Annotated in this window: 30 protein-coding genes and 2 tRNA genes; 15 read left to right on the forward strand and 17 right to left on the reverse strand. The window is 62.9% G+C overall.

The features are described from left to right. Positions 1-3: 3 nt before the first annotated feature. From dacZ to NO877_RS06645, 3 genes are all read right to left on the reverse strand, one after another. Positions 4-810 carry a diadenylate cyclase DacZ gene (dacZ, locus tag NO877_RS06635; RefSeq protein ID WP_256395538.1) on the reverse strand — a complete coding sequence of 269 codons (807 nt, stop codon included), beginning with the start codon at positions 808-810 and terminating at the stop codon, positions 4-6. Positions 811-874: 64 nt separating this feature from the next. Then, entirely contained in the window at positions 875-1,258 is a 384-nt protein-coding gene (locus NO877_RS06640; RefSeq protein ID WP_256395539.1) for a hypothetical protein, read from the reverse strand. 124 nt (positions 1,259-1,382) lie between these two features. After that, positions 1,383-1,466: transfer RNA gene (locus tag NO877_RS06645), tRNA-Leu, on the reverse strand. A gap of 112 nt (positions 1,467-1,578) precedes the next feature. On the opposite strand from NO877_RS06645, the gene NO877_RS06650 reads away from it, so the two are divergent. Next, entirely contained in the window at positions 1,579-1,887 is a 309-nt protein-coding gene (locus tag NO877_RS06650) for a transcription initiation factor IIB family protein (protein ID WP_256395540.1), read from the forward strand. 1 nt (position 1,888) lies between these two features. Here NO877_RS06650 and NO877_RS06655 read toward each other — a convergent pair whose 3' ends face one another. The 6 genes from NO877_RS06655 to NO877_RS06680 all read right to left on the reverse strand — a co-directional run bounded on the left by NO877_RS06655 (position 1,889) and on the right by NO877_RS06680 (position 7,181). Continuing rightward, positions 1,889-2,377, reverse strand: a complete 489-nt coding sequence (locus NO877_RS06655) for a phosphopantetheine adenylyltransferase (RefSeq protein WP_256395541.1) — start codon at positions 2,375-2,377, stop codon at positions 1,889-1,891. A 39-nt stretch (positions 2,378-2,416) separates the two neighbouring features. Next, positions 2,417-3,055: a winged helix-turn-helix domain-containing protein gene (locus tag NO877_RS06660; RefSeq protein ID WP_256395542.1), complete on the reverse strand. Its 639-nt coding sequence runs from the start codon at positions 3,053-3,055 to the stop codon at positions 2,417-2,419. A 63-nt stretch (positions 3,056-3,118) separates the two neighbouring features. Further along, a complete protein-coding gene (locus tag NO877_RS06665; RefSeq protein WP_256395543.1) occupies positions 3,119-4,195 on the reverse strand; it encodes a glutamate--cysteine ligase in 1,077 nt (358 codons plus the stop codon). A gap of 73 nt (positions 4,196-4,268) precedes the next feature. Beyond that, a complete protein-coding gene (locus tag NO877_RS06670) occupies positions 4,269-5,618 on the reverse strand; it encodes an NRAMP family divalent metal transporter (protein WP_256395544.1) in 1,350 nt (449 codons plus the stop codon). Between the two features lie 61 nt (positions 5,619-5,679). Further along, positions 5,680-6,312 carry a fibrillarin-like rRNA/tRNA 2'-O-methyltransferase gene (locus NO877_RS06675; RefSeq protein ID WP_256395545.1) on the reverse strand — a complete coding sequence of 211 codons (633 nt, stop codon included), beginning with the start codon at positions 6,310-6,312 and terminating at the stop codon, positions 5,680-5,682. Further along, positions 6,309-7,181: an NOP5/NOP56 family protein gene (locus tag NO877_RS06680; protein WP_256395546.1), complete on the reverse strand. Its 873-nt coding sequence runs from the start codon at positions 7,179-7,181 to the stop codon at positions 6,309-6,311. The genes NO877_RS06675 and NO877_RS06680 overlap by 4 nt, the downstream gene beginning before the upstream one ends. A 133-nt stretch (positions 7,182-7,314) precedes the next feature. Between NO877_RS06680 and bcp the strand changes: the two genes are divergently transcribed. Beyond that, complete coding sequence (bcp, locus tag NO877_RS06685; protein ID WP_256395547.1) at positions 7,315-7,782, forward strand: thioredoxin-dependent thiol peroxidase; 468 nt, start codon at positions 7,315-7,317, stop codon at positions 7,780-7,782. Positions 7,783-7,811: 29 nt separating this feature from the next. Here bcp and idsA3 read toward each other — a convergent pair whose 3' ends face one another. Continuing rightward, on the reverse strand, positions 7,812-8,858 hold the full coding sequence (gene idsA3 / locus NO877_RS06690) for a geranylfarnesyl diphosphate synthase (RefSeq protein ID WP_256395548.1): 1,047 nt from the start codon (positions 8,856-8,858) through the stop codon (positions 7,812-7,814). Then, positions 8,858-10,210 (reverse strand): ribonuclease J, encoded by a 1,353-nt coding sequence (locus NO877_RS06695; protein ID WP_256395549.1) that lies wholly within the window; start codon positions 10,208-10,210, stop codon positions 8,858-8,860. The genes idsA3 and NO877_RS06695 overlap by 1 nt, the downstream gene beginning before the upstream one ends. 320 nt (positions 10,211-10,530) lie before the next feature. Between NO877_RS06695 and NO877_RS06700 the strand changes: the two genes are divergently transcribed. From NO877_RS06700 to NO877_RS06715, 4 genes are all read left to right on the forward strand, one after another. Beyond that, positions 10,531-10,767, forward strand: a complete 237-nt coding sequence (locus NO877_RS06700) for an LSM domain-containing protein (RefSeq protein WP_256395550.1) — start codon at positions 10,531-10,533, stop codon at positions 10,765-10,767. Then, positions 10,764-10,937 (forward strand): 50S ribosomal protein L37e, encoded by a 174-nt coding sequence (locus NO877_RS06705; RefSeq protein WP_256395551.1) that lies wholly within the window; start codon positions 10,764-10,766, stop codon positions 10,935-10,937. Before NO877_RS06700 ends, NO877_RS06705 begins: the two co-directional genes overlap by 4 nt. 232 nt (positions 10,938-11,169) lie before the next feature. Next, positions 11,170-12,687: an amidophosphoribosyltransferase gene (gene purF, locus NO877_RS06710; RefSeq protein WP_256395552.1), complete on the forward strand. Its 1,518-nt coding sequence runs from the start codon at positions 11,170-11,172 to the stop codon at positions 12,685-12,687. 61 nt (positions 12,688-12,748) lie between these two features. Continuing rightward, positions 12,749-13,246, forward strand: coding sequence for a hypothetical protein (locus NO877_RS06715; RefSeq protein ID WP_256395553.1), 498 nt, complete (start codon positions 12,749-12,751; stop codon positions 13,244-13,246). A gap of 9 nt (positions 13,247-13,255) precedes the next feature. Here NO877_RS06715 and NO877_RS06720 read toward each other — a convergent pair whose 3' ends face one another. Then, positions 13,256-13,813, reverse strand: coding sequence for a DUF420 domain-containing protein (locus NO877_RS06720; protein ID WP_256395554.1), 558 nt, complete (start codon positions 13,811-13,813; stop codon positions 13,256-13,258). A gap of 185 nt (positions 13,814-13,998) precedes the next feature. Between NO877_RS06720 and NO877_RS06725 the strand changes: the two genes are divergently transcribed. After that, positions 13,999-14,083, forward strand: a tRNA-Leu gene (locus NO877_RS06725). Positions 14,084-14,537: 454 nt separating this feature from the next. Then, positions 14,538-15,755, forward strand: a complete 1,218-nt coding sequence (locus tag NO877_RS06730; protein WP_256395555.1) for an ABC transporter ATP-binding protein — start codon at positions 14,538-14,540, stop codon at positions 15,753-15,755. A gap of 32 nt (positions 15,756-15,787) precedes the next feature. Here the strand turns inward: NO877_RS06730 and NO877_RS06735 are convergent, their stop codons facing one another. Beyond that, complete coding sequence (locus NO877_RS06735; RefSeq protein ID WP_256395556.1) at positions 15,788-15,928, reverse strand: DUF7550 family protein; 141 nt, start codon at positions 15,926-15,928, stop codon at positions 15,788-15,790. 103 nt (positions 15,929-16,031) lie between these two features. Here NO877_RS06735 and NO877_RS06740 point away from each other — a divergent pair, with 103 nt between their 5' ends. Together NO877_RS06740 and NO877_RS06745 are read left to right on the forward strand one after the other, a co-directional pair. Continuing rightward, positions 16,032-17,804 carry a glycoside hydrolase family 13 protein gene (locus NO877_RS06740; RefSeq protein ID WP_256395557.1) on the forward strand — a complete coding sequence of 591 codons (1,773 nt, stop codon included), beginning with the start codon at positions 16,032-16,034 and terminating at the stop codon, positions 17,802-17,804. Positions 17,805-17,945: 141 nt separating this feature from the next. Then, complete coding sequence (locus tag NO877_RS06745; protein ID WP_256395558.1) at positions 17,946-19,937, forward strand: PAS domain S-box protein; 1,992 nt, start codon at positions 17,946-17,948, stop codon at positions 19,935-19,937. A gap of 121 nt (positions 19,938-20,058) precedes the next feature. On the opposite strand, the gene NO877_RS06750 is transcribed toward NO877_RS06745, so the two are convergent. After that, positions 20,059-20,526, reverse strand: coding sequence for a pyridoxamine 5'-phosphate oxidase family protein (locus NO877_RS06750; protein ID WP_256395559.1), 468 nt, complete (start codon positions 20,524-20,526; stop codon positions 20,059-20,061). A gap of 90 nt (positions 20,527-20,616) precedes the next feature. After that, on the reverse strand, positions 20,617-20,886 hold the full coding sequence (locus NO877_RS06755) for a hypothetical protein (protein ID WP_256395560.1): 270 nt from the start codon (positions 20,884-20,886) through the stop codon (positions 20,617-20,619). A 246-nt stretch (positions 20,887-21,132) separates the two neighbouring features. On the opposite strand from NO877_RS06755, the gene NO877_RS06760 reads away from it, so the two are divergent. Then, entirely contained in the window at positions 21,133-21,546 is a 414-nt protein-coding gene (locus NO877_RS06760; protein ID WP_256395561.1) for an SPW repeat protein, read from the forward strand. A 56-nt stretch (positions 21,547-21,602) separates the two neighbouring features. Here the strand turns inward: NO877_RS06760 and NO877_RS06765 are convergent, their stop codons facing one another. Next, complete coding sequence (locus tag NO877_RS06765; protein WP_256395562.1) at positions 21,603-21,860, reverse strand: hypothetical protein; 258 nt, start codon at positions 21,858-21,860, stop codon at positions 21,603-21,605. Between the two features lie 226 nt (positions 21,861-22,086). On the opposite strand from NO877_RS06765, the gene NO877_RS06770 reads away from it, so the two are divergent. Next, positions 22,087-23,340 carry a tRNA (N(6)-L-threonylcarbamoyladenosine(37)-C(2))-methylthiotransferase gene (locus NO877_RS06770; protein ID WP_256395563.1) on the forward strand — a complete coding sequence of 418 codons (1,254 nt, stop codon included), beginning with the start codon at positions 22,087-22,089 and terminating at the stop codon, positions 23,338-23,340. Here the strand turns inward: NO877_RS06770 and NO877_RS06775 are convergent. Beyond that, positions 23,337-23,786 (reverse strand): NYN domain-containing protein, encoded by a 450-nt coding sequence (locus NO877_RS06775; protein ID WP_256395564.1) that lies wholly within the window; start codon positions 23,784-23,786, stop codon positions 23,337-23,339. The two genes, NO877_RS06770 and NO877_RS06775, sit on opposite strands and share 4 nt — an antisense overlap. A gap of 157 nt (positions 23,787-23,943) precedes the next feature. On the opposite strand from NO877_RS06775, the gene NO877_RS06780 reads away from it, so the two are divergent. From NO877_RS06780 to gcvT, 3 genes are all read left to right on the forward strand, one after another. Continuing rightward, positions 23,944-24,234: a DUF7999 family protein gene (locus NO877_RS06780; RefSeq protein ID WP_256395565.1), complete on the forward strand. Its 291-nt coding sequence runs from the start codon at positions 23,944-23,946 to the stop codon at positions 24,232-24,234. 74 nt (positions 24,235-24,308) lie between these two features. After that, a complete protein-coding gene (locus NO877_RS06785; protein ID WP_256395566.1) occupies positions 24,309-24,566 on the forward strand; it encodes a DUF7999 family protein in 258 nt (85 codons plus the stop codon). A 176-nt stretch (positions 24,567-24,742) separates the two neighbouring features. Further along, on the forward strand, positions 24,743-25,837 hold the full coding sequence (gene gcvT, locus NO877_RS06790) for a glycine cleavage system aminomethyltransferase GcvT (RefSeq protein ID WP_256395567.1): 1,095 nt from the start codon (positions 24,743-24,745) through the stop codon (positions 25,835-25,837). The last annotated feature ends 1 nt before the right edge of the window (position 25,838 follow it).

A 25,838-nucleotide genomic window follows, 5' to 3' on the forward strand; every position in this document is an offset into this window, starting at 1 on the left:
GGGTTAGTACTCCTCCGGGTCGAGTTCGAGAATCAGTTGGCCACCCTTGAACGCACGGACTAGCCCATCGGACTCCGAGAGCACGATCGACGTCGCGTTGGTGTCGCGGGTGATCGCGCCGCCAGCCATGTGGCGTGCCCCCAGCCCCTTGGGGATGTCGACGCCCTCGGCGGAGGGTTCGAGGTAGCGGTAGGCCGAGACGATCTTGCCCGAATCCGAGATGACAAAGGCCCCATCGAGCCGCGAGAACTCCTTGAGCATCACGTTGACAATGGGGTCGCCGACGTGGACGTGGGACTTCTCGAAAGGGTTGTAGGACAGCGGCCGGGACTTGTTCATCACCTTGCCCGCATCGCCGACGACGAACAGCGCACCGACGGGTTTGCCCTTCTGGCCCTTTCGGCCCAGTTCGAGGGCGACCTCGAAGACGTCGCTGATGACGGCGGGATCGGCCCTGGAGTTGGTAAACAGATCGTAGATCCCCGAGCGCATCGTCTCGTCGACCCGGACCCGGCTGGCGAAGTCGGCGTCGTCGCTGAACAGCGAGCCGATACAGGCGACGACATCGCCGTCGCCGACGAGGTCGTCGTCCATCGCTCCCTCGATGCCGAACTTGATTCGATCCTGGATATCCGCAAACGGAATCGGGAGTTCGACGAACGTGTCGGCATCGACCGTGTTCTCGGCCCCGATCACCACCACGTCCTGGATGTCCTCGAACCGCTCGTAAAACGAGCCGTTCGGACTGAAGAGGAACACGGCGTCGACATCCGACACGAGGTCGGCGAGAATATCGCTGAGGGAGGTCATTGCCGTATTTATATTCCCGCTGTTAATAAAGTTTTAATGCGGCGTCCGACGGACGGCAGACGGATCAGCGGTCGCCAGGCCACGGAATCCGCTCGGAGTGGACCACGACCCACGCGAGTCCGGCGCTTATGAGGAGGATGCCAAGTTGGAGGATCTGGCTGATACGGTTGTCAGAAACACTGTCAGGGTCGATCAGGAGCACAACGAGAAACCCAAACAGGAGCGTACTAACGTACCATCGGAACAGGTCGTCCCACCGGAGGGTAGGGAGGTCGACGGTCGATTTATAAACGAGCCAGTAGGAACCGACGAATCCAGCTCCGGTCAGCATACCCACGATGCGGAACTGACTGCTCGGATCCGGCGGGGTAAGAATACCATCAACCCCGAGCGCCACAACCACAGCCAGCACCGCGAGTTTCACAAACTGACTTCGAGACTCGGTCATCGTTTTGTAATCGATTCCATACTTATAAGTGGTGTTTGAATACTCAAAATAGGTCGACCGTTAGTTAGTATCGACGTATCGTAAATCAAAACGCGTCTACTGTCGACTTCGTTCCGGACAGAAATGCGTGGGAAGAGATTTGAACTCTCGGACCCCTACGGGACAGCGTCCTAAGCGCTGCGCCTTTTCCTGGCTTGGCTACCCACGCGCATTCGAATATACAGCCCAACCCGGCTAAGAAACTGTCGTTCTGGTCGAGCCCAGTCCCCGATCCAACGGCGGCCCGAGACGTTAATTAGTCCCGCCGGGAAGACCGATGTATGTACCGCGCACGGGACCGGCTCGAACACAGCGACTGGCTCGATCGGCTCGACGAGGCGGGGGCCGAACTCGATCTGAGCGAGTCGACCCGATCGACGGCCGGAGAACTGTTTCTCACCCACGTGCCCGACGCGGATCGATCGAAGCCAGCGGTCGCCGCCGCAAGCCTCTATGCAGCCGCGCTGATCACCGGCGAGGAGCGCTCACAGCCCACCGTCGCCGAGGCGCTAGATGTCTCCCGACTCAGCATCCAGTCGCGGTGGAAAGAAATCATGGCCGATGCCGGGTTTCAGCCGCCGAGCTGGTGAGTTAGCGCGTCGCCTCGCGGCCGGTCCGATCGGGCGTCAGGTTTCCGTGGCGGTCGATCTCGCCAGTGACGATCCGTGTCGACGAGATGCGCTTGCCGTCGTCGGCCGGGACGTGGTCGACGACCTCGATTGTGAGCGGTTCGAGACCCTTCTCCTCGCGGAGGTCGTTGATCCGCTCGGCCCCCTCAACCGTTTCGGGCGAGACGACCAAGGCGTCGAACCGCGGCTCGACGGCGATGCCGGTCGGCTCGGAGAGCGGTCGGATCTCGAAGCGTCGGTCGTGTTCTTCGGCCAGGGGTTCGAGCTCCGCCCGGAGGTCGGCTTTTCGTTCGTCGAAGGGACGGACGTACCGCTCGACGTGTCTGGTCTCGGCTGCAAGGTCGTCGTCAGTCAGGCCGACGGTCACATCACCCAGCGAGAACGCCCGCTCGAACAGCGCACGGTGACCGTCGTGGACGGGATCGAACGTCCCGCCCAACGCGACATTCATACAGCCGGGTAGCGGGCCGCGAACTTAAATAACCACATTCTACTCCTGCTTGTCGCCCGACTTGTCGACATCGTCGTCTTCGGAATCAGCCGACGCGTCTTCGACCTCGATGTCGACCGCTTCGCTGGCCTCCGTCTCCGCCTCGTCTTCGTCGTCGCCGTCGACGCTGATCGTCACGGGGCCGCCCTCCTCGTCGTCGGTCTCACCAAGGCGGCGGTCGAGATTGAAGACGGTGTTGAGCTCGCGCTGGACTTCGCCGACGACGCCCCGAACAAGCTCGCTCGGCGCGATCGCCTCGTACTCGTAGGGGTTGTTGCCCGCGCCGCTGGACTCGCGTTTCTCCCGGTGGACGGTGTCTTCCTCGTGGAGTTCGGCCAGCGCCTCCCGGACGGTGCTCGGATAGAGCCCCGTCCCGTCGGCGACCTCGTCGCTCGTGCTGTGGGGGTGTTGGCGGAGATAGACGAAGATCCGCGCTCGGGTCTCGGTGTCGAGAATCCACGCCAGCAGGTCGACGATCCCCTGGTCGAACTCCGAGACGGCTCGGTCGGCCTCCTCTTCGAGCCGGGCTTTGGTCTTCTGGAGTTCCGCACGCGGACCATCGCTCTCGTCGTCGAACTCCTCGTCGACATCCGTCTCGTCGAACTCGTCGTCGTCAGCATCTGCTGGATCGGAGGTCATGATACCATATGTCGGCTCTCCGGTGGCAAAAGAGTTTCTGTCGGACTGTAGGCAACGAATGGCCTACAGCACGAGCGAGTCACACAGCCCATCGAGCCCCAGCTCGGCCATCAGTTCGCGTTGTCGCTGGCTTCCGCTCGGTCCGTCGAGGACCTCCCGAATCCCCGAAACGCCGAGCCGGTCGGCCTCCCGGTCGACGACAGTTTCCAGATCGACGACGTCCTCGCCGTCCCGACTGATGAACGCGGCCTCGTGGCCGTGACGGATCGCCCGCCACTTGTTCTCGTCGAGCAGCTCCCGCCGGATCTCGGTTGCTGGCTCCTCGCCGTCCTCGTACCGGGCGGCCAGATCCTCGACGAGCGCGTGGATGTACTCGACGAACGCGAGGACGACCTCGGGGTCCGACTGGCCATCGGGGGTCCGGACTTCGACGGTGCCGAGGCCGGTGTGTGGTCGGACGTCGTACCAAAGTTCGCCGCGGTCGTTGATCGAGCCGGTCTCGACCATCCGCTGCTCGAAGGCATCGTAAGCCGCGAAATCCTCGAATGCGGTCGGCACGCCGGTGTTTGGGAGGTTCTCGAAGACCTTCGCGCGGGCCGAGGCGAGCCCGGTATCGAACCCGTTCCAGAACGGCGAGTTGGCCGACAGCGCGAGGACGGGTGAGAGATACCACCGGAGTTCGTTGGCGATCCAGACGGCCTTGTCGGGATCGTCGACGCCGACGTGGACGTGGAGCCCCGCGGTCGTGTTCCGGTGTTGTGGGTACTGAATCCGCTCCAACTGTGCCTCGTACCGCGGTTTCGTCGCGTGATCGAGCTCCCGCCATTTCGCCGCGGGGTGGAGGCCAGCCGCCGCGATGTGGAAGCCGTGGGCCTCGGCGTGGTCGACCAGCGCCGCACGGACTTCCCGGAGCGTTGCTCCTGCCTCTTCCGGTGATTCGATGATCGGCGTCTGGGTCTCGATCGTACACTGGAACAGTTCGTGGTCCAGGCGATCCTGGAGGATCTCGGGCGGCTCCGAGTTGTACACCAGTTCGTCGATCCCCGAGACCGGCCGCCCGTCGTCGTTGACAATATAAAACTCCTCCTCGATACCGAGTGTGCCCATCCGCGTGAACGGCTCCGACGCGCCAGTCTCCATTACCCCGCCGTATGGAACGGACTCATAAATACCTCCTGAAGGCGGCGACTGTCAGCGCGGCAGTAGGCAATGCCTACTCGGAGACGGCGGCGGTGCCGCCGCTCAGTCGCGTCCGGAGATGCGAGCCGATGAGGACGACGGTTGCGACCCCCAACACGAGCGCGAAGACCAGCACGCCTCCCGATAGGAGCGTCAGTCCACCCCCGAGCTGGCCGGAGACGAACGAACCGGCGAGCACGCTGGCGACCGCGAAGACGGCGATGCCACCGATATTGAGCAGCGGTCCCGGCGCGTCGGCGACGGTTTCGGTATCGTTCAACAGAACGAGCACGACCGCGAGCACGAACGGCGTGCCGACGGTGCCGACCGCCAGCACCAACACGAGCTGCTGGAGGAACGAGCCGCCGATGAACGCGCCGCCAGCGCTCAGGAGGGCAGTGGTAGCCAGCAGCCAGCGGTAGCGGCTGTCGCTCACGTCGGTCTTCCAGCCGAGTTTGTCGGCGACCACGTAGGGTGGAACAAGCGTGTTACCGCCGAGCGTCGACACCGCCGCCCCAAGCAGGCCAGCGAGGAACAGCCGCTGGGCGAACTCTCCGGCGATCGGTTCGAGCGCCTGCCCCGCCGCGACCGCGGTGAGTCCCTGCGCGTCGACGTTTCCGAATAGCGCGCCCGCCGCGACGAGGAACGTCGCGATGCTGAAGATCCCGAAGGCCGCGAGCATCGAGACGCCGATATCGAACCGGGCGAGACCGGCGTCTTCGGTCGTCCAGCCGCGGGCCTGGACGGTGTAGGTCTGCATCGTGATGATCGTGATGTGGACCGCGCCGCCGAGGATCCCCGCCGCGACGAGCGCGCCCTCGACACCCGCAGGGATCGTCGGCACGAGCCCACCCGAGGCGGCGACGAGGTCGGTCGGCACGACGAACAGCGAGGCGACGAAGGCGACGACGACTGCCGAGACGATCAGTTTCGCGCCGAGTTCAGCGATCCGGTAGCCGCCGCCCGCGAGCCCGGCCGCGAGGACGACTGCCCAGCCGACGCCCCAGAGACGGGCGTCGACGCCGGTCAGCAGCCCCGAAACGTCGGCAAGCGTCTTCATGATGATCAGCTGGGCGAACCCGGCGGCCAACACCACATCCGCCACGAGCAGCCACGCCCACGCGGAGCCGAGACGGCGTTCGACGGTCGCCACCAGCCCCTCTTCGGTTGCCAACGCGAGTTTCGCCGAGAGATACTGTGCCAGCGCGCCGAACAGCGCCGAAACGATCACGACCCACAGCAGGGCGTAGCCGAAGCTCGCGCCCGCAACGACCAAACTCGCCATCGTCGCTGGCCCGGCGGCGATCGCGCCAGCCAACCACGTGGGTCCCAGTGCCGAGGCCTTCTCGGCGACCGATCGACTGCCCGTTGCGTCATGACTCATACCGGAGGCTCTGCCCCCCGACTGGTAAAACGTTATTACTCGGTGCTACCACCAGCGACAGTCAGCGTTTCCGCGCGACGATACCGAGGTGGTCGTCGTGGAACGGTTCGAGACGACGGCTGTCGACGATCTCGTAGGCGGCGGCTACCTCCTCACGTACCTCCTCGAAGACCGTCTCCGGGTCGGCGGTCACGTCCTCGCTGCGGGCTTTGACTGCCAGACAGAGCTGCCCCTCGTCGGCGAGGAACTGCGCGTTGTTGACGGCGACTGCCGCCTGTCCACGAGTCGCCACGTCCTGGACGAGCAGATCGAGATCAGCCTCGACGATGTGGGCATACGTCTCGGGTTTCCGTGCGTCTTTTAAAAGCGGGAAGAGGTTCGAGCGGTCCTCGGCGACACCGATGAGATCACGGACCGGCCGCGGGGCGAACTCGATGGCATACGTTGGCCCGGCGAAGTCCGCGACGTGGCTCACGGTCGTCCCGCTTGCGGCACCCAGGTAGAGCACCGACTCGCCGCCCGAGAGGTCGACGTCCATCCCGGTTTCGAGCATTGCGCCGAGCTTCGAGCGCCCGGCGTCCCAACAGCGCCATTCGCCGTCGGTCGGCTCGCCATAGACGGGCTCGCCGCGGGTCGACAGCCGCTCGTGGCCGTCGAACTCCCGGCGTTCGATCCCATCGGGGAGACCGCTCATTGGTCGCCCTCCGCAGACGCATCGTCATCTTTGGCGCGAGCGCGAATGGTCGACATCCGGTCGTCGAGCTCGGCGTGGATTTCGGGTCGACGCTTGCCACTGTAGTGGTCGATACGGGCCGCAATCGAGAGCTTGCCCGCCAACGCACGGGATGCCGACCCTCGGTCCTCTGGACGCGTCCCGCTGACGTATTCGTGGGTGTAGATGATCCCGTGTTTTGGGGAGCTGCCACGGCCTGCAAGGTGGGCGAACAGCGCGTCTTCGGCTCCCAGCACCTGCACCGTGCCGCTGGGTTTCTTTGCTAACCCTTCGAGCCCGCCAGCCAGTGCGATCAGCCGCGCGGCGAGGACGGCCCCGGCCATCTCACAGAGGTTCGGGGCGACCTCGGGGGCCTGTCGCTCGATGAACGTCCGGAGCTCGTCGGCCTCGGTTGCGAGGTCATCGACCCGTCCGGCCAGCGAGATCACACGCGCCTCCAGTGGGCTCGCGGGCTCCCGCTCGGCGAGTTGGCGGGCGGCATCAACGCCGGTACCCACGTCGTCGAACAGCGTTCCGGCCCACTCGGCGAGCCGTTCGGCGAGTTCGTTGGCCGTCCGGTCGGCGTCGTCCATCGCTCGAACCGCGTGGAGCAGTTGTTTGTCATCGGCCTGCTCGCGGTCAACGACGGTCGCCCGCGTCGCGGCGACGGTCGCCTCCTGGAGCAACTCGTAGTAGTCGGCCTCGCTGTCGGCGAACCCCGATTCGATGGCCCGTTGCGGCCAGTCGGCGGGCTCGGCGGCCGATCCGTCGTCGATGGCCGCCCGGGCACCGTCGACCGAGCCGGGATCGAGATCGGCGAACCAGCCCCGTTCGGTGGCGTGTTCTGTCATAGCCTCCCCTTTTGGCCGGGGCTGTATATCGCTCACCCTTTCGAGCCGTCTTGACCCCGGTCGACTGTCCCTGTCGGTTCCCACTCGGCGGCCCGATGGACAACCACTTTGCCCGCGGCACGCAACGGCAGGTATGCTCACCACAGGCGATCGGGCACCCGATTTCGAGCTACAGAACCAGGACGACGAGCCGGTCTCGCTGTCGGCTGCCGACGGCGAGTATGCGGTAGTGTACTTTTATCCTCGGGCCGACACGCCGGGCTGTACGACCGAAGCAAAGAGTTTCCGCGACCAGTTCCAGGAATTCGAGGAGCGCGGCATTACCGTGTTCGGAATCAGCGACGACCCCGTCGAGGATCTCGCCGCCTTCGCCGAAAAGCACGACCTCCCCTTCCAGCTGCTGTCTGACCCCCACGGCGAGGTCGGTCGCGCCTACGACTCCTACGGCGAGAAGAACATGTTCGGCCGGACGTTCGACGGGATGTTCAGAAACACCTACATCGTCGCCCCCGACGGTAGTATCGCACGCGCTTTCGAGGGCGTCTCTCCGGCCGACCACGCCGAAGAGGTACTCGACGCGCTGAGCGATCTGCGAGAATAGACTCGTACCGCGGTCGGGGCGACCGGGAGTCAGTAGCCGCGGGAGATCAGGTAGTCGGCCAGATCGGCCAGCAGGTCGCTGGCCTCGTTGTCGGGCAGGACGTCTAGTCGATCCTTGCTCTGGGCGGTGAGTTCTTCGGCCATCTCGCGGGCGTAGTCGATGCTGCCGACCGCCTCCAGTTTCGACACCGCTGCGTCGATCTCGGCTTCGGTGACCGTCTCGACGGTCGACTCATCGAGCAGCCCATCGACGTCGACGCCCTGCTGGCGGGCGTGGAGCGTAATGAGGGTCTCCTTGTTCTCGACGAGATCCGAGCCGCGCTGTTTGCCGAGGTCTTCGCTCGGAACCGTTAGGTCCAGGACGTCGTCCTGAATCTGGAAGGCCTTGCCCGACTCGACGCCGTAGCTGTACATCGCGTCGACGACCTCGTCGTCGGCGTCCAACAGGACTGCCGGAATCGCCGCGGCCGCACCGTAGAGGACGGCTGTCTTCCGTTCGACCATATCCAGATACTCCTCGGGCGTCAGGTCGTCCCGGGACTCGAAGGCGACATCCAGCGACTGGCCCTCGCAGATCTTCGTACAGGTCGAGGAGAGCAGCCGCATCGCCTCCAAGGTGTTTTCGGGGTTGCCGCCGACATCGGCCATGATCTCGAAGGCCTTCGAGTAGAGCGTATCGCCCGCCAGAATCGCGGTCGAGGTGTCGTACTCGTTGTGGACCGACTGGACGCCGCGGCGGAGGTCGTCGTCGTCCATGATGTCGTCGTGGATCAGCGTGAACGACTGGATGACCTCGATCGAGACCGCCGCGGCCATCAGGTCGACCTCACCGCCGGTGACGGTGGGGAACGCCCGGTAGTCGGCCCCGCTGGCCTCGACATCCGCCAGCGCCTCGCCGACCAGCAGCGCGGCGGTGGGTCGGAGCCGCTTGCCACCGGCCTCCAGGATGTACCGGGAGGCCTCGTACAGTCGTTCGGGCTCGGCGAGCGGCAGATCGATATCGATCGCGTCGTTGACCAGCTCGCGGCGCTGGCCGATCGCGGCGAGCACTCGCTTTTCGGTCGCGTTTTGGGTCATTACTCTACCAACTGGATGAGATTGCCGTTGCGTGTGACGTGCAGGTCACGACCCAGTTCGTAGCCCTGGCTCTCACAGAGATCGACGTACGGCGAGAACCCCTTGAGATCCTGGTGGGCCGGGATGACATGTTCGGGCTGGAGCGCTTGGAGCATCTCGAAATGGCCCTCTTCGCGGAGGTGACCCGAGACGTGGATCTCGTCGTAGATGCGTGCGCCCTGCATCCGCAGGAGTCGTTCGGACTGGTAGCGCTGGCCCTCGTTGGTCGGCTCGGGGATCACCCGCGCCGAGAAGATCACCTTGTCGCCCTCGTCGAGTTCGTAGGGGGTCTCGCCGCGACCCATCCGGGTGAGCATCGCCCGTGGCTCGCCCTGGTGGCCGGTGACGATCGGCAGGAAGTTCTCTTTGCCCTCCTTCATGATCCGTTTAAACGTGCGGTCGACCGATTTCCGGTGGCCATACATCCCGAGGTCGTCGGGGAACTCAACGAAGTTGAGGCGTTCGGCCGTCCCGGAGTATTTCTCCATCGACCGACCCAAGAGGACTGGCTGTCGGCCGATGTCCTTGGCGAACTCGACGAGGGACTTCACGCGGGCGATGTGGCTCGAAAAGGTGGTCGCCACGATCCCGCCGTCGTAGTCCTCGATCGACTGCATTACGTCCTTGAGGTGCTCGCGGGCGACCGACTCGGAGGGCGTCCGACCCTTCTTTCCAGCGTTGGTACAGTCCTCGATGTAGGCCAACACACCATTGCCTTCGCGGCCGATCTCGCGGAACCGCTCCATGTCGATGGGGTCGCCGATAACCGGGGTATGGTCCATCCGCTTGTCGAGCCCGTAGACGACTGCGCCTTCTGGGGTGTGGAGGACCGGATTGATCGCGTCGATCACCGAGTGGGTGACGTTGACGAATTCGAGTTCGACCTGGCCGCTGGAGCCGATCGACATCGTTTCCCCGGCCTCCATCTCGACGAGGTCGTTGTCAACGGTGAACTTCGACTCGTCGTCGACCTCCTGTTCGACCAGCGCGAGGGTGAACGGGGTGGCGACGATCGGGGCGTTGTAGCGGTGGGCGAGCTTCGAGATTGCCCCGATGTGGTCGAGGTGACCGTGGGTCGGGACGATCGCTTTGACGTCGCCTTCGAGCTCGCTCATCACCCGATCGTCGGGGATCGCACCCATATCGATCAGGTCGAGACTGTGCATCTGTTCGGTGCGGACGTCGTCGTGGATCAACACCTGCGAGAGGTTGAGACCCATATCGAAGACGACGACGTCGTCGCCCGCACGGACGGCCGTCATCTGGCGACCGACCTCCTCATATCCGCCGACTGTTGCGATTTCGATTTCCATAGTTTCAAATCCTGCACAGCTCGCCCACACCGTTCGGTGTAGCCTGCTGTGCATCGAGCCGCGTGTAGGGGCCAAGCCCCCGGCGTACTGCGCGTCGGTGTGGCCCCGCTGTGTCGGACGGCCGCGACCGGCCATCGCCGACAGTTACCCGCGGGTTCGTTGGTGGATGGGCGTTGGACGTGCGGTGTTAAAAACTACGTGGGTTCTCACAGTTCCGTCGACGGTGTTTGTGTCGTCTCAGGCCGCCGTATTCATCAGTCAGCGTGGGTGTGTCGCACTGTTCCGGTACGTTTATTACCGAAACAGGTGGCTGTGACCGTATGAGTGGACGACCCCTCGATGTTCTTGAGGCGTCTCTGAACGAGACGGTAACCGTCGAACTGAAGGATGGCACGGCCGCTGTCGGCATCCTCTCGGGCTACGACCAGCACATGAACGTCGTACTCGACGCTCCGGGCGAGGTCGAGGAAAGCGAAGCCCTCGGCGATCTCACGGTCGACTCGGTCGAAGACACAACCATTATACGCGGCGATAACGTCGTCTCGATAACTGTATGACCGGATCAGGAACTCCCTCTCAGGGCAAGAAGAACAAAACGACACACGTCAAATGTCGGCGCTGTGGCGAGAAATCTTACCACTCCCGAAAGAAAGTCTGCTCGTCGTGCGGCTTCGGCAAATCGGCGAAACGACGCGACTACGAGTGGCAGTCGAAAAACGGCGAGTAGCTCCGTTTCTTCTCGCTTTTATTGCATTTCCGCGATAGGTCAACGACCGGCGAGCCATAACGCCGTCTGTGAGTCGAGTCTCGACGACCGTCTGCAACGTATCACTATGATGGTTCGAAACCCGTGCTGTCACCACCTAAATATGCACAAATATGTATATTATTGTCCACTGGAATCCAGCGGGACAGCACAAACACGGGGTTTTTAGCTATCGACTCTCCTACGGGTGTGTATGGAATACGGCCGGGATTCACGCCAGCAGTCCGTCGACGGGCCGACGGAGAAATGCGGTGTCGTCGGAATCGCTACGGCTGATCGCCCTGTCGCACGACCCTTGTACTACTCGCTGTACGCCCTCCAACATCGGGGCCAGGAGTCCGCGGGGATCGTCACCCACGACGGCTTCCAACAGCACAGCCACGTCGAGATGGGACTCGTCGGCGACGTCTTCGACGAGAACGACCTCAACAACCTCAACGGGTCGACGGGCATCGGCCACGTCCGGTACCCGACCGAGGGAAGCATCAACTCCTGTTGTGCCCAGCCGTTCTCGGTATCGTTTAAATCGGGCTCGTTGGGCCTCTCGCACAACGGCAACCTCGTCAACGCCGACGAGATCCGCGAGGAACTCGCCGGGCTGGGCCATGCTTTCACTTCCGACGGCGACACCGAGGTCATCGCCCACGACATCGCCCGGAACCTCCTGGAGGAAGACCTCATCCGGGCGGTCAAGCGAACGATGGAGCGGATTCACGGGTCGTACTCGCTGACGATCATGCACGACGACGCCGTCATCGGCGTCCGCGACCCCGAAGGGAACCGCCCGCTCTGTATCGGCAAACTCGACGACGGCTATATGCTGGCCTCCGAATCGGCGGCCATCGACACCCTCGACGGCGAGCTGGTTCGGGATGTCAAACCCGGCGAACTCATCGTCCTGGATGACGATGGCTCCGGCTACGATTCCTATCAACTCGTCACCAAGGACAACACGGCCCACTGCTTTTTCGAACACGTCTACTTCGCCCGGCCCGACTCGATCATCGACGAGAGCCTCGTCTACGACGTTCGGCGAACGCTCGGCGAAAAGCTCTGGGAGGAAAGCGGCATCGAGACCGACGTCGTCCTCCCCGTCCCCGACTCGGGGCGGGCGTTCGCCTCCGGCTACGCCGACGCCGCCGACGAGACCACTGCCGACGGCGAGCCCCGTCCCGAGGACGACGAGGGCGTCGAGTTCGCCGAGGGGCTGATGAAAAACCGGTACGTCGGCCGGACGTTCATCATGCCGACCCAAGACGAGCGCGAACGCGCCGTCCGGCTCAAGCTCAACCCGATCAAGAGTACGATCGAGGGGAAAACGGTCACCATCATCGACGACTCGATCGTCCGCGGGACGACCTCGACCCAGCTGATCGAGTTGCTGCATGACGCCGGAGCCGAGGAGGTCCATATGCGCGTCGGCTCGCCACAGATCCTCGCGCCGTGTTATATGGGTATTAACATGGCGACCCGTGAGGAACTCATCGCCGCCGACAAATCCGTCGAGGAGATCCGCGAGGAGATCGGTGCCGACAGTCTCGCCTACCTCTCGATCGACGCCATCGCCGAAAGCCTTGACAACGACCGACAGAACCTCTGTCTGGGCTGTGTGACCGGCGAGTACCCCTACGAGATCGACGGCGAAACGACCGACCGCGACGTGAGTAGACCGGTCATCGACGAGCCCGAACCGTTCGCGGCCGACGACTGAGCACCGATTCATCCCGGCTCGTTTCAGTGGCACTTATTTCCCGTGACTCATAGCAACCCGTATGAGTGATTCATCACGGACGCTCGGCCGCCGCGACGCACTGCGTGGCTGTGCCGGACTCGCCGCGACCGCAGCCGTCGCTGCACAGCCGACAGTCGCACAGGACGGAAACGAGACTGAAACCCCGGCCAACGAAACGACCGGAAACGAAACTACAACACCTGGCAACGAGACGGCCGAAAATGAAACCGCAGCGCCGAACAATGAGACGGCTGGAAACGAAACCACACCGCCGGACAACGAAACGGCCGACAACGAGACCGCTGGACCGACCGACTCGGAGGAGATGGATACTGCCAACGAGACCGCCGAGTCAGAGGGATCAGATGACGGGGGTTCCGGTGCTGCCGGTCCCCTGTCGACCGAGGGTGTCGTGGCCGTCTTCCTCGGTATCCTCGCGGCGGCCCTGTTTTCGCCGGTGTTGTTCGCACTCATCATGAAGGCCGTCTACGACGACGAGACGCCGGACGAATCTGCCCACGAGTATCGCCCGGAGTAGTCCGCGCGACTAGTACACCACGTACAGCATTCCGTAGACAACGATCCCGAGACTAAAGGAGATCAGCCACAGCACCGCCGCAACCTGGCCGACGCTCCGGTGTCGGCTCCGGTAGATCTCCTCGATCGGTCGGCTCACTGCCAGCAGGATGACATAAAACAACAGCGGCACACAGACGATCGCCAGCAGGATGTGGATCGCCAACATGGGGAGATAGAAGAACTGGTAGACAGCATTGGGGCCGCCGAAATCGGTGGGGCCTTCGAGACTGACACGGTAGAGGTAGAGGATCAGAAACGCCCCGAAGAGGACGAACGCGGCCAGCATTCGCCGCCGATGGACTTCAACATCGCCACGTCGGATCGCCCGCCAGCCGCCGACGATCACGCCAATGGCCACGAAACTAATGACGGCATTGAGGTGTGGAATGAGATCGATCAGAGTCTGGCTCCGGGGGAGCAGCCACGCCGGGACGACACCGCCGACCGCGCTGAACACCAAGCCGAGCGAGACGATACTCAAGGCCGCAGTCAGCAGCGGGACCCGCTTTTTGGACACCAGTTGCATACAGTGACTTTGGAGATGGCCGGGCAAAATCGTTTGTTTGTTCGATGGGATCGGGGCGGTGTTCGCTCGACGGGATGTCGCTGGGCCGGGATATGAGTCCCCTCCACATTGGGGCAGAAAATCGACAGCCCTTTTAGTAACCCTCGGATACCATTGAGTGCGGAAACACAGAAACCACACGACGAGCGTGGGTAGCCAAGCCAGGCCAACGGCGCAGCGTTGAGGGCGCTGTCCTGTAGAGGTCCGCCGGTTCAAATCCGGTCCCACGCATCGTATGGGTGGATTCAACCACCAAATCGATGCTCGGTGTTGTCTCTACGACAGCACCCACGCACAATTCTACCGAAGCTACACCAACGAGCGACAGCACTGTCTAGTCGCGACTTATCGCGAAAGACGAACCTCATAGTGTCGACTACGGGAAATCAACCGGAAGCAATTCCGAACCGAGAGATGTCTCTCGAACGTGTAGAAATGAAGCGCGGGCGTGTCGGTATCCTACGTCGACTCGCCGTTGCTTCACCTATATTGCGGCGATAGCCACGGATAGCCCTGTTGGTCGGCAACGCCCGTGCGAGGCGGTAGCAGGCAAGCGGTAGGCTTTTAGGGAGTCCTAAAGAATAGTAGAGCCAACGAATGGTCGGAGACAGCGTGCGTCCGTGTTGGTCGGGGTACCTGGACTGGGCTGTCACGACCGGCGAACCGAACGGTTCTGAGGCGATCCATGTCGAACACTAACACACTCATCGAGACAGCCGAACAGCAGCCGACACAGCCAGCCGTCGATCGGTCGGCCGACACCGAGACGGCCGTCGACGACCCGATCCTGCGGCTCGACGGCGTCACCAAAGCCTTCGGCAGCGAGACGGCCGTTCGGGAGATCTCGCTGGCCGTTGAGCGCGGCGAGCTGTTGACACTGCTCGGCCCCTCGGGCTGCGGGAAGACGACGACCCTCCGGATGATCGCCGGGCTCGAAACGCCCACCGACGGTGAGATCGAACTCGACGACGAGCTGGTGGCGACCGACGGCAGCGTCACCGCCCCCGAGGCCCGCGATGTGGGGATCGTCTTCCAGGACTTCGCGCTGTTCCCGCATCTTTCCGTCCGCGAAAACATCGCCTTCGGCCTCACCGAGATGGACGACGCCGCCACAGAGGCGCGCGTCGACGAACTCCTGGAGCTGGTCGATATGCCCTCTCATGGCGAAAAATCCCCGGCCCAACTGTCGGGCGGCCAGAAACAGCGGGTTGCGCTGGCCCGCTCGCTGGCCCCCGAACCCGACGTGCTCCTCCTTGATGAGCCGTTTTCCAACCTCGACGTGCGGCTCCGCGTCGAGATGCGCGAGGAGGTGCGGTCGATTCTCAAGGAGGCGGGGGTCACCGCCATCTCCGTCACCCACGACCAGGAGGAGGCGCTCTCTATTTCCGACCGCGTCGCCGTCATGAACGACGGCGAGATCGAACAGCTCGATCGGCCCGAACGCATCTTCGAGCAGCCCAAATCCCGGTTTGTCGCCTCCTTCCTCGGGCGGGCAAGCTTCCTTACGTCCTACGTCCACGACGGTACCTTAAAAACTGGGCTGGGAACGTTCGACGCGGCGACCCTCGACGGCTACACCGAGGAGTACGAGGGGATCGCCGTCGACGTGCTCGTCCGGCCGGACGATCTGCGGGCGGCCCGCGCTCATCCCGACCAGACCGACGGCGAAGTGACCTCCCGGCAGTATGTCGGCCCCTCCTTTATTTATCGGGTCGACCTCGACAGCGGCGATACGGTCCACTGCCTCCACAACCACGTCGAGGATTTCGAACTCGGCGAGCGCGTGACGGTCGACCTCGTCGCGGATCACCCACTGGCGTGGTACCCCCGCGAGGGAGCCGACGCCGAGGGCTGTTCGGTCGACGGCGAGGGCGACTTCTGTTCGTTTACCGACTCGTTATAAAAGCGGCTTCGGCGGTTCGGTATCCGGCTAGTTCAGAGCAGCAGCGGAAGCCCGAAGGCGACGAGCAACCCGACGACGAGCACTACGCCGCCTTTCATCGCCTGTTCGGTCGTGAACGCCTGCATCGGCGAGGTGACTCGTCCATCGGGGTCGTCGTGTGCGTGATCTGCCATAGTGGGTTGTTAGGCGTCGACTACTAAAACGCACCTATCGAGGACATCGGCGTCTCCAGGACCAAGCCAGTCGTATTAAGCATCTCCCCGAAAAGGAACTGGTATGACAGACACGCAGGCTGACGACCAGTTCATCCGCCGGGAGTGGTGGAAGGAATCAGTTATCTACCAGATCTACCCGCGGAGTTTCAACGACACTAACGGCGACGGCATCGGCGACATTCCGGGCATCATCGAGAAACTCGATTACCTCGACGACCTCGGGGTCGACATCATCTGGCTCAACCCCGTCTACGAGTCGCCCAACGCCGACAACGGCTACGATATCGCCGACTACCAGTCGATCATGGACGAGTTCGGCACGATGGACGACTGGGAGACGCTCTTAGAGGGGCTCCACGACCGCGATATCAAACTCATCATGGACCTCGTGGTCAACCACACCTCCGACGAACACGAGTGGTTCGTCAACTCCCGCGATCCGGACAGCGAGTACCACGACTACTACATCTGGAAACACGGCCGGACCGACATCGAGGGGTTCACGGGCCACGCAGGCCCGGAGGGCGAAGCGCCGCCGAACGAGTGGGAATCGTTCTTCGGCGGCCCGGCGTGGGCCTACGACGAGGCGGTCGGCAAATGGTATCTCCACCTCTTCGACGAGAAACAGCCGGATCTCAACTGGGAGAATCCGGACGTTCGGGACGAGATCTTCGAGATGATGGAGTGGTGGCTCGACAAGGGGATCGACGGCTTCCGGATGGACGTCATCAATCTGCTGTCGAAGCCGGATTCGGTCACCAAACACGATCCGCCGCTGAACACGACGAATATGTGGGAGACCTTCGATGGGCCCCGGATGCAGGAGTTCCTCGAAGAGATGTCCGACCGGGTCCTGGAGGGCCGGGACGTCTTCGCCCTCGGCGAGATGATGGGTCGGATGGATATGGATACGGCCCAGGACTACGTCGAGGCCGAGGGGCCCCTCTCGACGCTGTTCCACTTCGATCACGTCCTGTTGGATCACGGCGGGGAGATCTGGGAGCGGGACGACTGGACGCTCAACGAACTCCGGGACGTGCTCAATCGGTGGCAGTACGGGCTTGCCGAGAAGGGCTGGAACTCGATCTACCTCAGCAACCACGACCAACCGCGGCTCGTCTCGCGGTTCGGCAACGACGGCGAATATCGGAAAGAATCGGCCAAACTGCTGGCGACCCTGATCTTCACGCTCCGCGGGACGCCCTACATCTTCCAGGGCGCGGAAATCGGGATGACCAACTACCCCTTCGATTCGCTCGATGAGTTCCGAGATGTCGAGACCATCAATCCGGTCCAGAACGCCCTCGATAGCGGCGAGATCCAGGAATTTGATCACGTCAAACACGCCCTGCGGCAGAACAGCCGGGACAACGCCCGGACGCCGATGCAGTGGTCGGCCGACGAAAACGCCGGGTTCACTGATGGAGAGCCCTGGATCGGCGTCAACCCCAACTACACCGAGATCAACGTCGAGGCCGCCCGCGACGACCCCGATTCGATCTGGAACTACTACCGCGAGCTGATCGACCTCCGCAAGAACAGCGACGTCAGCGACGCGATGGTGTATGGCCACTACGACGTGCTGATCAACGACCACGAGGAGGTCTGGTCTTACATCCGGACGCTCGGCGACGAGCGGCTGCTTGTGACGCTCAACTTCGCCGACTGGGAGGGCCACACCTGGATTCCAGAGGCGGACGTCGACTTCGACCCCCACGAGATGGAGGCCGAACTCCTCCTGTCGAACTACGGGGCCGACGAGCGGGCGACCGACGTCGACGCGTGGGCCTTCGATCTCCGACCATGGGAAGCCCGTATCTACCGGCTGAAATAGCGAGCCGTCGCTGCTTTGCTTCGGGTCCGTGACTCGTGTCGTGGAATCGAGGTTTGAAGAACTGATACGGGGTTTTAGTAGAGTCTTCCGTGGATATACTGAACAGCTATATATCGGTTGGCTTCCACTGTCACACAGAACGTGACTACGGAGCCACACGGGTCGGAGAAGGATGCGGTACGACAGCAGCTCTACGAACTCCTCGATGACACGGAACGGTCGCTCGTAACGAAGCAACGACGCGGGCTCGAACTCGGCTGTGAGTATTTGGGTGTCGCCAATGGACACATCCAGCGCCGGAACGACGACGGAACCGACGATGTGATCGCCAGCGTCGGTTCGAACCCGAAGCTGTTCCCCGAAGGGATGGTCCTCGACCGCGCGCGGACCTACTGCCGTCGGACGGTCGAGAGCCACTCGCCGCTGGCGCTGTCGAATGCCAGCGAGCAGGGGTGGGACACCGACCCGGCCTACGAGAAACACGGCCTCGACTGTTATCTCGGGACCACGATCTTCGTCGACGGAGCGATCTATGGGACGGTCTGTTTCACTGCCGAAGCCCCTCGGCAATCCGATTTTACCGCCGATGAGAAGGCGTTCGTCGAACTGATCGCTCGGCTGCTCGGTCGGACGATCGAGGCCGAGGCAAACGAACGGCGCGTCGAGCGGCTCGACCGATCCCGCCGCCGCTCGGAGGCGAAATACGAAGCGCTGCTCCGGTTGGCTCCCGATGCCATCGTCGTCGTCGATACCGACACCGGGACCATCGAGACGGCCAACGAGCGTGCGGCCAGCCTGACCGGCTACAGCGAAGCCGAACTCCGCGGGCTGTCGATCCTGGAGCTCCATCCTGAAGCCGACCGCCAGCGGTACGCCCGCCTGTTCGACGAGGGGTTCGACGACCGGATCCAAGAGCGGTTCGACGACGGCACGCCACTGGTGATCGAGCGGGCCGATGGCACGACGGTCCCGATCGAACTCGGCGTCGGTCGGGTCGAACTCGATGATCACTCGGTCATTCTGGGCATCGTGCGGGACGTCTCGGAGCGAAAGGAACGCGAGCGGGAACTCCGACTCAAAGAACGGGCCATCGAGGAGTCGTCGATCGGTATTACGATCGGCGACGCGACGCAGCCGGATACGCCAATCGTCTACGCCAACGCTGGCTTCGAGGCGTTGACCGGCTACTCGATGGGAGAACTGAACGGAGAGAACTGTCGGTTCCTGCAGGGCGACGAGACCGACGCAGAGACCGTCGCCGAGATTCGACGGGCCATCGACGCCGAAGAGTCGATCCGGACGGAAATCCTGAACTACCGCGCCAACGGGCGGCCCTTCTGGAACGAGTTGACAGTCGCGCCGGTCATGGACCCCGAAAGCCGGGCGGTGACACACTTCGTCGGGATTCAAAACGACGTGACCGCTCGGAAACGTCGCAATCGGCTGATCGAAGTGCTCGATCGCGTCCTCCGGCACAACCTCCGGAACGATATGAACGTCGTCATCGGCTTTTCGGAGACGATCGCCGCCCGCACCGATGGAGAGCTCACCGAGATGGCGAGCCGGGTGACGGAGACCGCACAGGATCTGATCTCGCTGAGCAACACGGTTCGTGGCTTCGAAAGCGGCGTTGTCGACGCCACACAGCCCGAACTACGCGACATTCGGACGGTTATTGACGCTGCCGTCGAGGACCTCCGGAGTGACTACCCCGACACCGAGTTCACCGTCTTGGCTGCCGAGTCGATGACGGTGCTTGCGACCAGCAAACTCACCTTGGCGCTTGCTGAACTCGGGGACAATGCCGCCAAATACGGCGAGTCATCGGTCCGCTACGAACTGACAACCACCGATGACGGCCGGATCGCAGTCCACGTCCACGATGACGGACCGGGGCTCCCTGCTATCGAACGGAACGTCCTCGAAGCGGGACGGGAGACGCCGCTGGAACACGGTTCCGGGCTCGGGCTGTGGATGGTCAACTGGATCGTCACCAACCTTGGCGGCAGCGTAACAGCCAGTGTCGACGATGGCACGACGGTATCGATCTACCTCCCGACACCGGCGGCGACGGAGATGGACGATGTGCAAAGCCAATCGGTCAGCGATCGACAGAGCGGCGGGCCACTCTGAGAACAGTCCAGGACATGCTCTACAGCATCGGTCGGTGCTTCGAGTCACCAGCCGTGGGGAGATCGGGCCCGTCTACAGCCGACTACCGAGCGGACGATCTCTTCCCGATCCGGCACCCCAACTATTCGCTCGGCTGTTCGCGTCGTTCGAGTCCCCGAACCGTCTCGGGGTCGAGTCGCCATCCCTGGATCGACTCCAGGGAGTTGGCCCGCTCGAAGCCGCGTATGAACCACGCGTTGTCGTCCAGCGTTGCGATGAACTGCTCGAAGGCCTCGCTGTCGGGGGCGACCGCATGGACAGGGCCGGTGACCGCGACGCTCTGCCAGTCGAACCGTCCCCGAATGTCGGTCACGAGCAGGCGGGCGGTCGCCCCCTCGGAGATGGCGTCTGCCTTCCTCGACTGTGGGCCCTCACTGAGAAACAGCAGGGCCACCGACTCGCCGTCATAGCCGAACGACAGCGGCACGCTGTAGGGAGTGCCGTCGCCACACAACGAGAGGATGCCGTATCCCTGGTCTTCCAGGAGCCGATCGATGTCGTCGCGGCTCATCGGGGTGCCGCTGAACTGGGCATAGAGGTTCTGCGACATGATAGTGTACTGTCGACCACCGAACCCATAGGCTATGTTGGCCGACACCACTACTGTACGGATCGTATGGTGGTTCGGTTAGTCGGCGACTCAGGAGGCGATGTCGACAGCCAGCAGTGTGACCCCGGCGGCGAGACAGACGAGACCGACGAGTGTAGTCGCAGGCTCCGGGAAGACGACGAGAGCTGCTCCGACGAGCAGCAGCGGCGCGTAGAACAGGGGGTCGACGAACGAGAACTCGCCCTCTGTCGACTGCTCGTCGGCTGCGATCCAGTCGGCCTCCCCGCTCGTCGTCGCGGCTGCTGGCTCAGTCTCGGGTTCGGCCGTGGGGGTCGACGGCGAGGTAGGATTGCGACTCATAGCGGAACTGAGGGTCCGATGTTTCGTTAACGCTGTGGCCGTGTTCGGCTTCGATCACCCGAATCGGATTCCGTATCGCATCTCCCGTTCGTTCGGAACAGACCCCGCAATCATCTGATTGTAGAATAGTAAGATGCCGTGAGAAATCAGCGTTCTTTTAATGACGAACCGTAACGGCAGATATATTTTCACCTATTATGGCCACTATATTTATTGAAATGTGGGGGTGAGGTTCATCTGTCGATCATGAGTGAAACAGCCACAAATACAGACACCCGATCAGCCATCGATACCCAGACGATGAAGTGGGTCTGTGGGATTATCTCGCTCGTTGGGTTGTGGATCGCCGTCTCGCCGTTCGTCTTCGAAGCCACCGCCGCCGCGCTGTGGAACAACGTCATCGTTGGGGTGGCGATCTTCCTGCTTGCCGGCTTCAACTACTACCGCATGACAAACGGGCTGTTGGCGAGCGTCGGCGTCGGCTCGCTGGTCGTGTTGCTCGGCCTGTGGTCGATTATCGCCCCGTTCCTCTTCGCGATGGGGAGTGACGAGCTGGCGTGGAGCACCCTCATCGCGGGGATCGGCGTGGCAGCCCTCTCGGGCTACAACACCTACGCCAACCGGAAAGCCGACACCCCGGCGACCGGGACGCGAGCCTGAGACGAACAGGACCTCCAAACTGTCGACCGACCTTTTTGCCTCCCTTCTCACCGCGCTCACTCAGCGGTCGGACACTGAAGCGTGCGCTCGACCTGTTGTCGACGGAACCGTGCGAACTGGTGCTGGGTGAGCACCACAGCGAACAGCACCATCACGAGCGCGAACGGAACCGAGACGAACAGCGAGACGTCGTTGATGTAGCTGTTTGCCAACTGAACAGCCGCAAGCACTGCTGGAACCAGTGTCAGTAGCAGACAGTGGATCGGAACTGAGCGAATCATCGCAGCCAGCGTCACATCGTCTTGAGTAGTCATCGAGATATGTTTGCTATCGAGAGCCTCTTCAATAGGGTTTCGACTGTGTCGACCGACCGGACCAACTGGTAACTGTCAGAGGGGCCGTGCATGGTACAGAACAGAAACAACCGACCCTATGTCAGGATGGCGACAACAGGTCGAGGGCTCCAAGAAAGATGCCGATCTTGCTGTCGGCGCGGACCGTCGGCCTTTTGCTCACCCGACGACAAACACGGATAGCTGAATGGCCACGTATCATATCGAGACCTACGGCTGTACGTCGAATCAGGGTGAAAGCCGCCAGATCGAGCAGGCGCTCCGTGAGGGCGGCCACTACCCCGCCGACAGTCTCGACGACGCCGACGTCGCCATTCTCAACAGCTGTACGGTCGTCGAAAAGACCGAACGCAACATGATCCGCCGGGCCGAGGAGTTGCAGGAAGAAACCGCGGATCTGATCGTCACCGGCTGTATGGCCCTCGCCCAGGGCGAAGAGTTCGACGAGGCCGGGATCGACGCCCAAATTCTGCACTGGGACGAGGTCCCCGACGCCGTGCTCAACGGCGAGTGTCCGACCGTCACCCCCGACACCGAGCCGGTCCTCGACGGCAAGATCGGCATCCTGCCCATTGCCCGCGGCTGTATGAGCAACTGCTCCTATTGTATCACCAAGTTCGCCACCGGCCGGGTCGACTCCCCCTCGGTCCAGGAGAACGTCGAGAAAGCCCGCGCGCTGGTCCACGCCGGAGCCACAGAGATCCGGATTACGGGCCAAGATACGGGTGTCTACGGCTGGGACACGGGAGACAGAAAGCTACCGGAACTCCTAGACCGAATCTGCTCGGAGATCGACGGCGAGTTCAGAGTCAGAGTAGGGATGGCCAACCCCGGCGGCATCCACGGGATTCACGACGAACTCGCGGACGTGTTCGCACGCCACGACAAACTCTACAACTTCATCCACGCCCCCGTCCAGTCCGGCAGCGACGAGGTCCTGGAATCGATGCGCCGCCAGCATCGTGTCGACAAGTTCCGCGAAGTCGTCGACGCCTTCGACGACCGACTCGACTACTGGACGCTCTCGACGGATTTCATCGTCGGCTTCCCCACCGAAACCGACGCCGACCACCAGCAGTCGATGGAGTTGCTGCGGGAGGTCCGCCCCGAGAAGATCAACGTCACCCGGTTCTCGAAGCGGCCCGGCACCGATGCGGCCGATATGAAGGGCCTCGGCGGGACGCTGAAAAAGGAACGCTCGAAGGAGATGTCGGCGGCCAAAATGGAGATCGTCGCCGAGGCCTACGAGGCGATGGTCGGCACGACCCAAGAGGTGCTCGTGGTCCAGGAGGGCACGGGCGACTCCGTCAAATGTCGCGACGGGGCCTACCGGCAGATCATCGTCCAAAATGCGGGCGACCACGGGCTGGAACCCGGCGACTTCTGTGAGGTCGAGGTGACGAGCCACCAGACGGTGTATGCCTTCGGGACGCCGGTCTAACTGTCTTGGTCGTCTTCCAGCGTGATGCTCTCAGTGGCGGCGTTGCGGAGCGCATCCGATCGGCCGTGTGTGCCGGGTGAGATCGCCAACGTTCGGAGCCCACTGTTGTTTGCGACCTCCAGGACCGGTTTGAAATCGGTGTCCCGCGAGGCGATCGCGATCGTATCGCCACGGCCCTCGACCGCAAAGCGGGCGGCGTCGACCGCGAGTTTCACGTCCACGTCCCCGCTGGTGACGATCACCTCGAAGCCGCGGGCTTCGGCGGCCTGGATCAGCCCCGGCGTCGCGTGTTCGTCGACGTAGAGCCGGGTCGTCGCCAACCGGCCGGTCTCGGCGGCGGCCTCCCGGATATCGTCGAGATCGACGTCGAACTCGTCTCTGAGTACGTTCGGTCCGTCGACGAACAGCCCGACCCCATCGAACCCCTCCTCGTGTGCAGACGGCATTATCCCGCAGTCGACGACGGGCTGATAAAGACGTGCCGTTTGCTCGGTCAGTCAACGACAGAACAGCTACATACAACAGAATTCTCGGAAATATTTTCTCACATCCCAATGTATCTTGTCCACAGACTTATTACCCAGTATTAATTATGATAGATATATGGTGTCAAGTACCACACCACACACCCCGTGCGCCATCGATCGGCCGATGAACGATCACGGTGCGCTCATGCTCTCCGAGATCACGGGTAGCCGGACCTTCCAGGTCGTCGAGTACGCCACGCGGGAGGTGCGAGAGACCCTGGAGCTGGCTGCCGACGGCGCGGTCGTTCGGGTCTGGCTCGAACCGATCAGCTCCCGGGGCGACGCCTGGCGGGCGATCGACATCGAGGGCGGTGTCGAGACGACACCCGGTGGCTCCAAGCTGTTGCAACAGCCTGTCACGCTCTGAAGCGTCTATCATCGATAATAACACATATACAGGATATCACGAGCTTTATTTGGGTATTGGGCGGTATACTACGTATGGAGCAGACCCCTCCGAACGACGACGGTCGATCGTATACTATTGTTGATGACATGAACGAACATGGCGGGATGACGGTCGTCGATGGTTCGACGAACAGCACCTACCAGCTCGTCGAGTACGACAACGAGAGCCTCCGCCGGGAGCTGTCGTCCCGCGAGATCGGCGACTCGGTAACGCTGCAGCTCGACCGGGCGGGCGTCCGCGCCAACGTCTGGCGGGCGAGCCGGGCCGAGCCGGTCGTCCTCGCGGCCTGATCGCATCGATATCTCACCTCGACGGCGGTTGGTCCCCGCCCGATCTTTTGCTGTGGTACATGTACTCACTCCTCAGTGGTCGGCTCAGAACACCCTGCAACCGCTGTCTACCGTTCGTTGTGACCTGTCCTGGAGCCGATAACAACACCTTACTTTCGGCGGGCAGAGCTATCCGTATGGCCTACCGACACCCGCCGCTTGCCGACGTGCATGCGGCCGCCGGGGCGTCAGTCACCGCGTTCGGTGGCTGGGAGATGCCAGTCGAGTTCGACTCGATCCGAATCGAACACGCCGCGGTCCGCGAGTCGGTCGGCATTTTCGATGTCTCACACATGAGCGAGATCGAAGTCGCTGGCCCCGACGCCACCGAACTGATGGGTCGGCTCACGACCAACGACGTGGCGGAGCTCGCGCCGGGTGAGGCCCAATACGCCTGTATCACCCGCGCCGACGGCATCATCCTCGACGATACCATCGTCTACCGACTGGGCGATCGCGACGGCAAGGCCGCCTATCTGTTCATCCCGAATGCGGGCCACGACAGCCAGTTCACCGAGTGGTGGACCGACCACCGCGAGAAGTGGGGCCTCGATGCGACCGTCGACAACGTCACCGACCAGTGGGCGATGTTCGCCCTCCAGGGGCCCGATTCGCCCGACCACATCGCGGCAGTCGCCGAGGAGCCAGTTACCGATCTCGCGCGGTTCGAACACACCACGAGCGAGATTGCGGGCGTCGACTGCATTGTCGCTCGCACCGGCTACACCGGCGAGGACGGCTTCGAAATCCTCTGTCCGACCGCCGACGCCGAGACTGTCTGGACCGCATTCGACTGCCACCCCTGCGGACTCGGCGCGCGTGACACCCTCCGCATCGAGATGGGGTTTCTGCTGTCGGGCCAGGACTTCGACCCCGTCGAGGAGCCACGGACCCCCTACGAGGCTGACGTGGGATTTACGGTCGATCTCGATACCGAGTTCGTCGGCCGCGAGGCGCTTGCCGACCAGCACGCCGCAGGCGTCGACCGGACGTTCGTCGGCGTCACGATGCTCGACCGCGGAGTGCCACGCGAGGGGTACGAGTTGGTCGACGAGGCGGGCGAGCCGATCGGCCACCTCACCTCTGGCACGATGAGCCCGACGTTCAACGAGGGGATCGGCCTCGGCTACGTCGATGTCGATCACGCAACGGCCGGTGAATCGGTCAGGATCGTCGTCCGTGGCACCGAAAAACGGGCCGAAATCACCGACGTACCGTTCGTTTCGAAGTAGT

The sequence above is a fragment of the Halohasta litorea genome (assembly GCF_024494645.1).
Classification (GTDB): Archaea; Halobacteriota; Halobacteria; order Halobacteriales; family Haloferacaceae; genus Halohasta; species Halohasta litorea.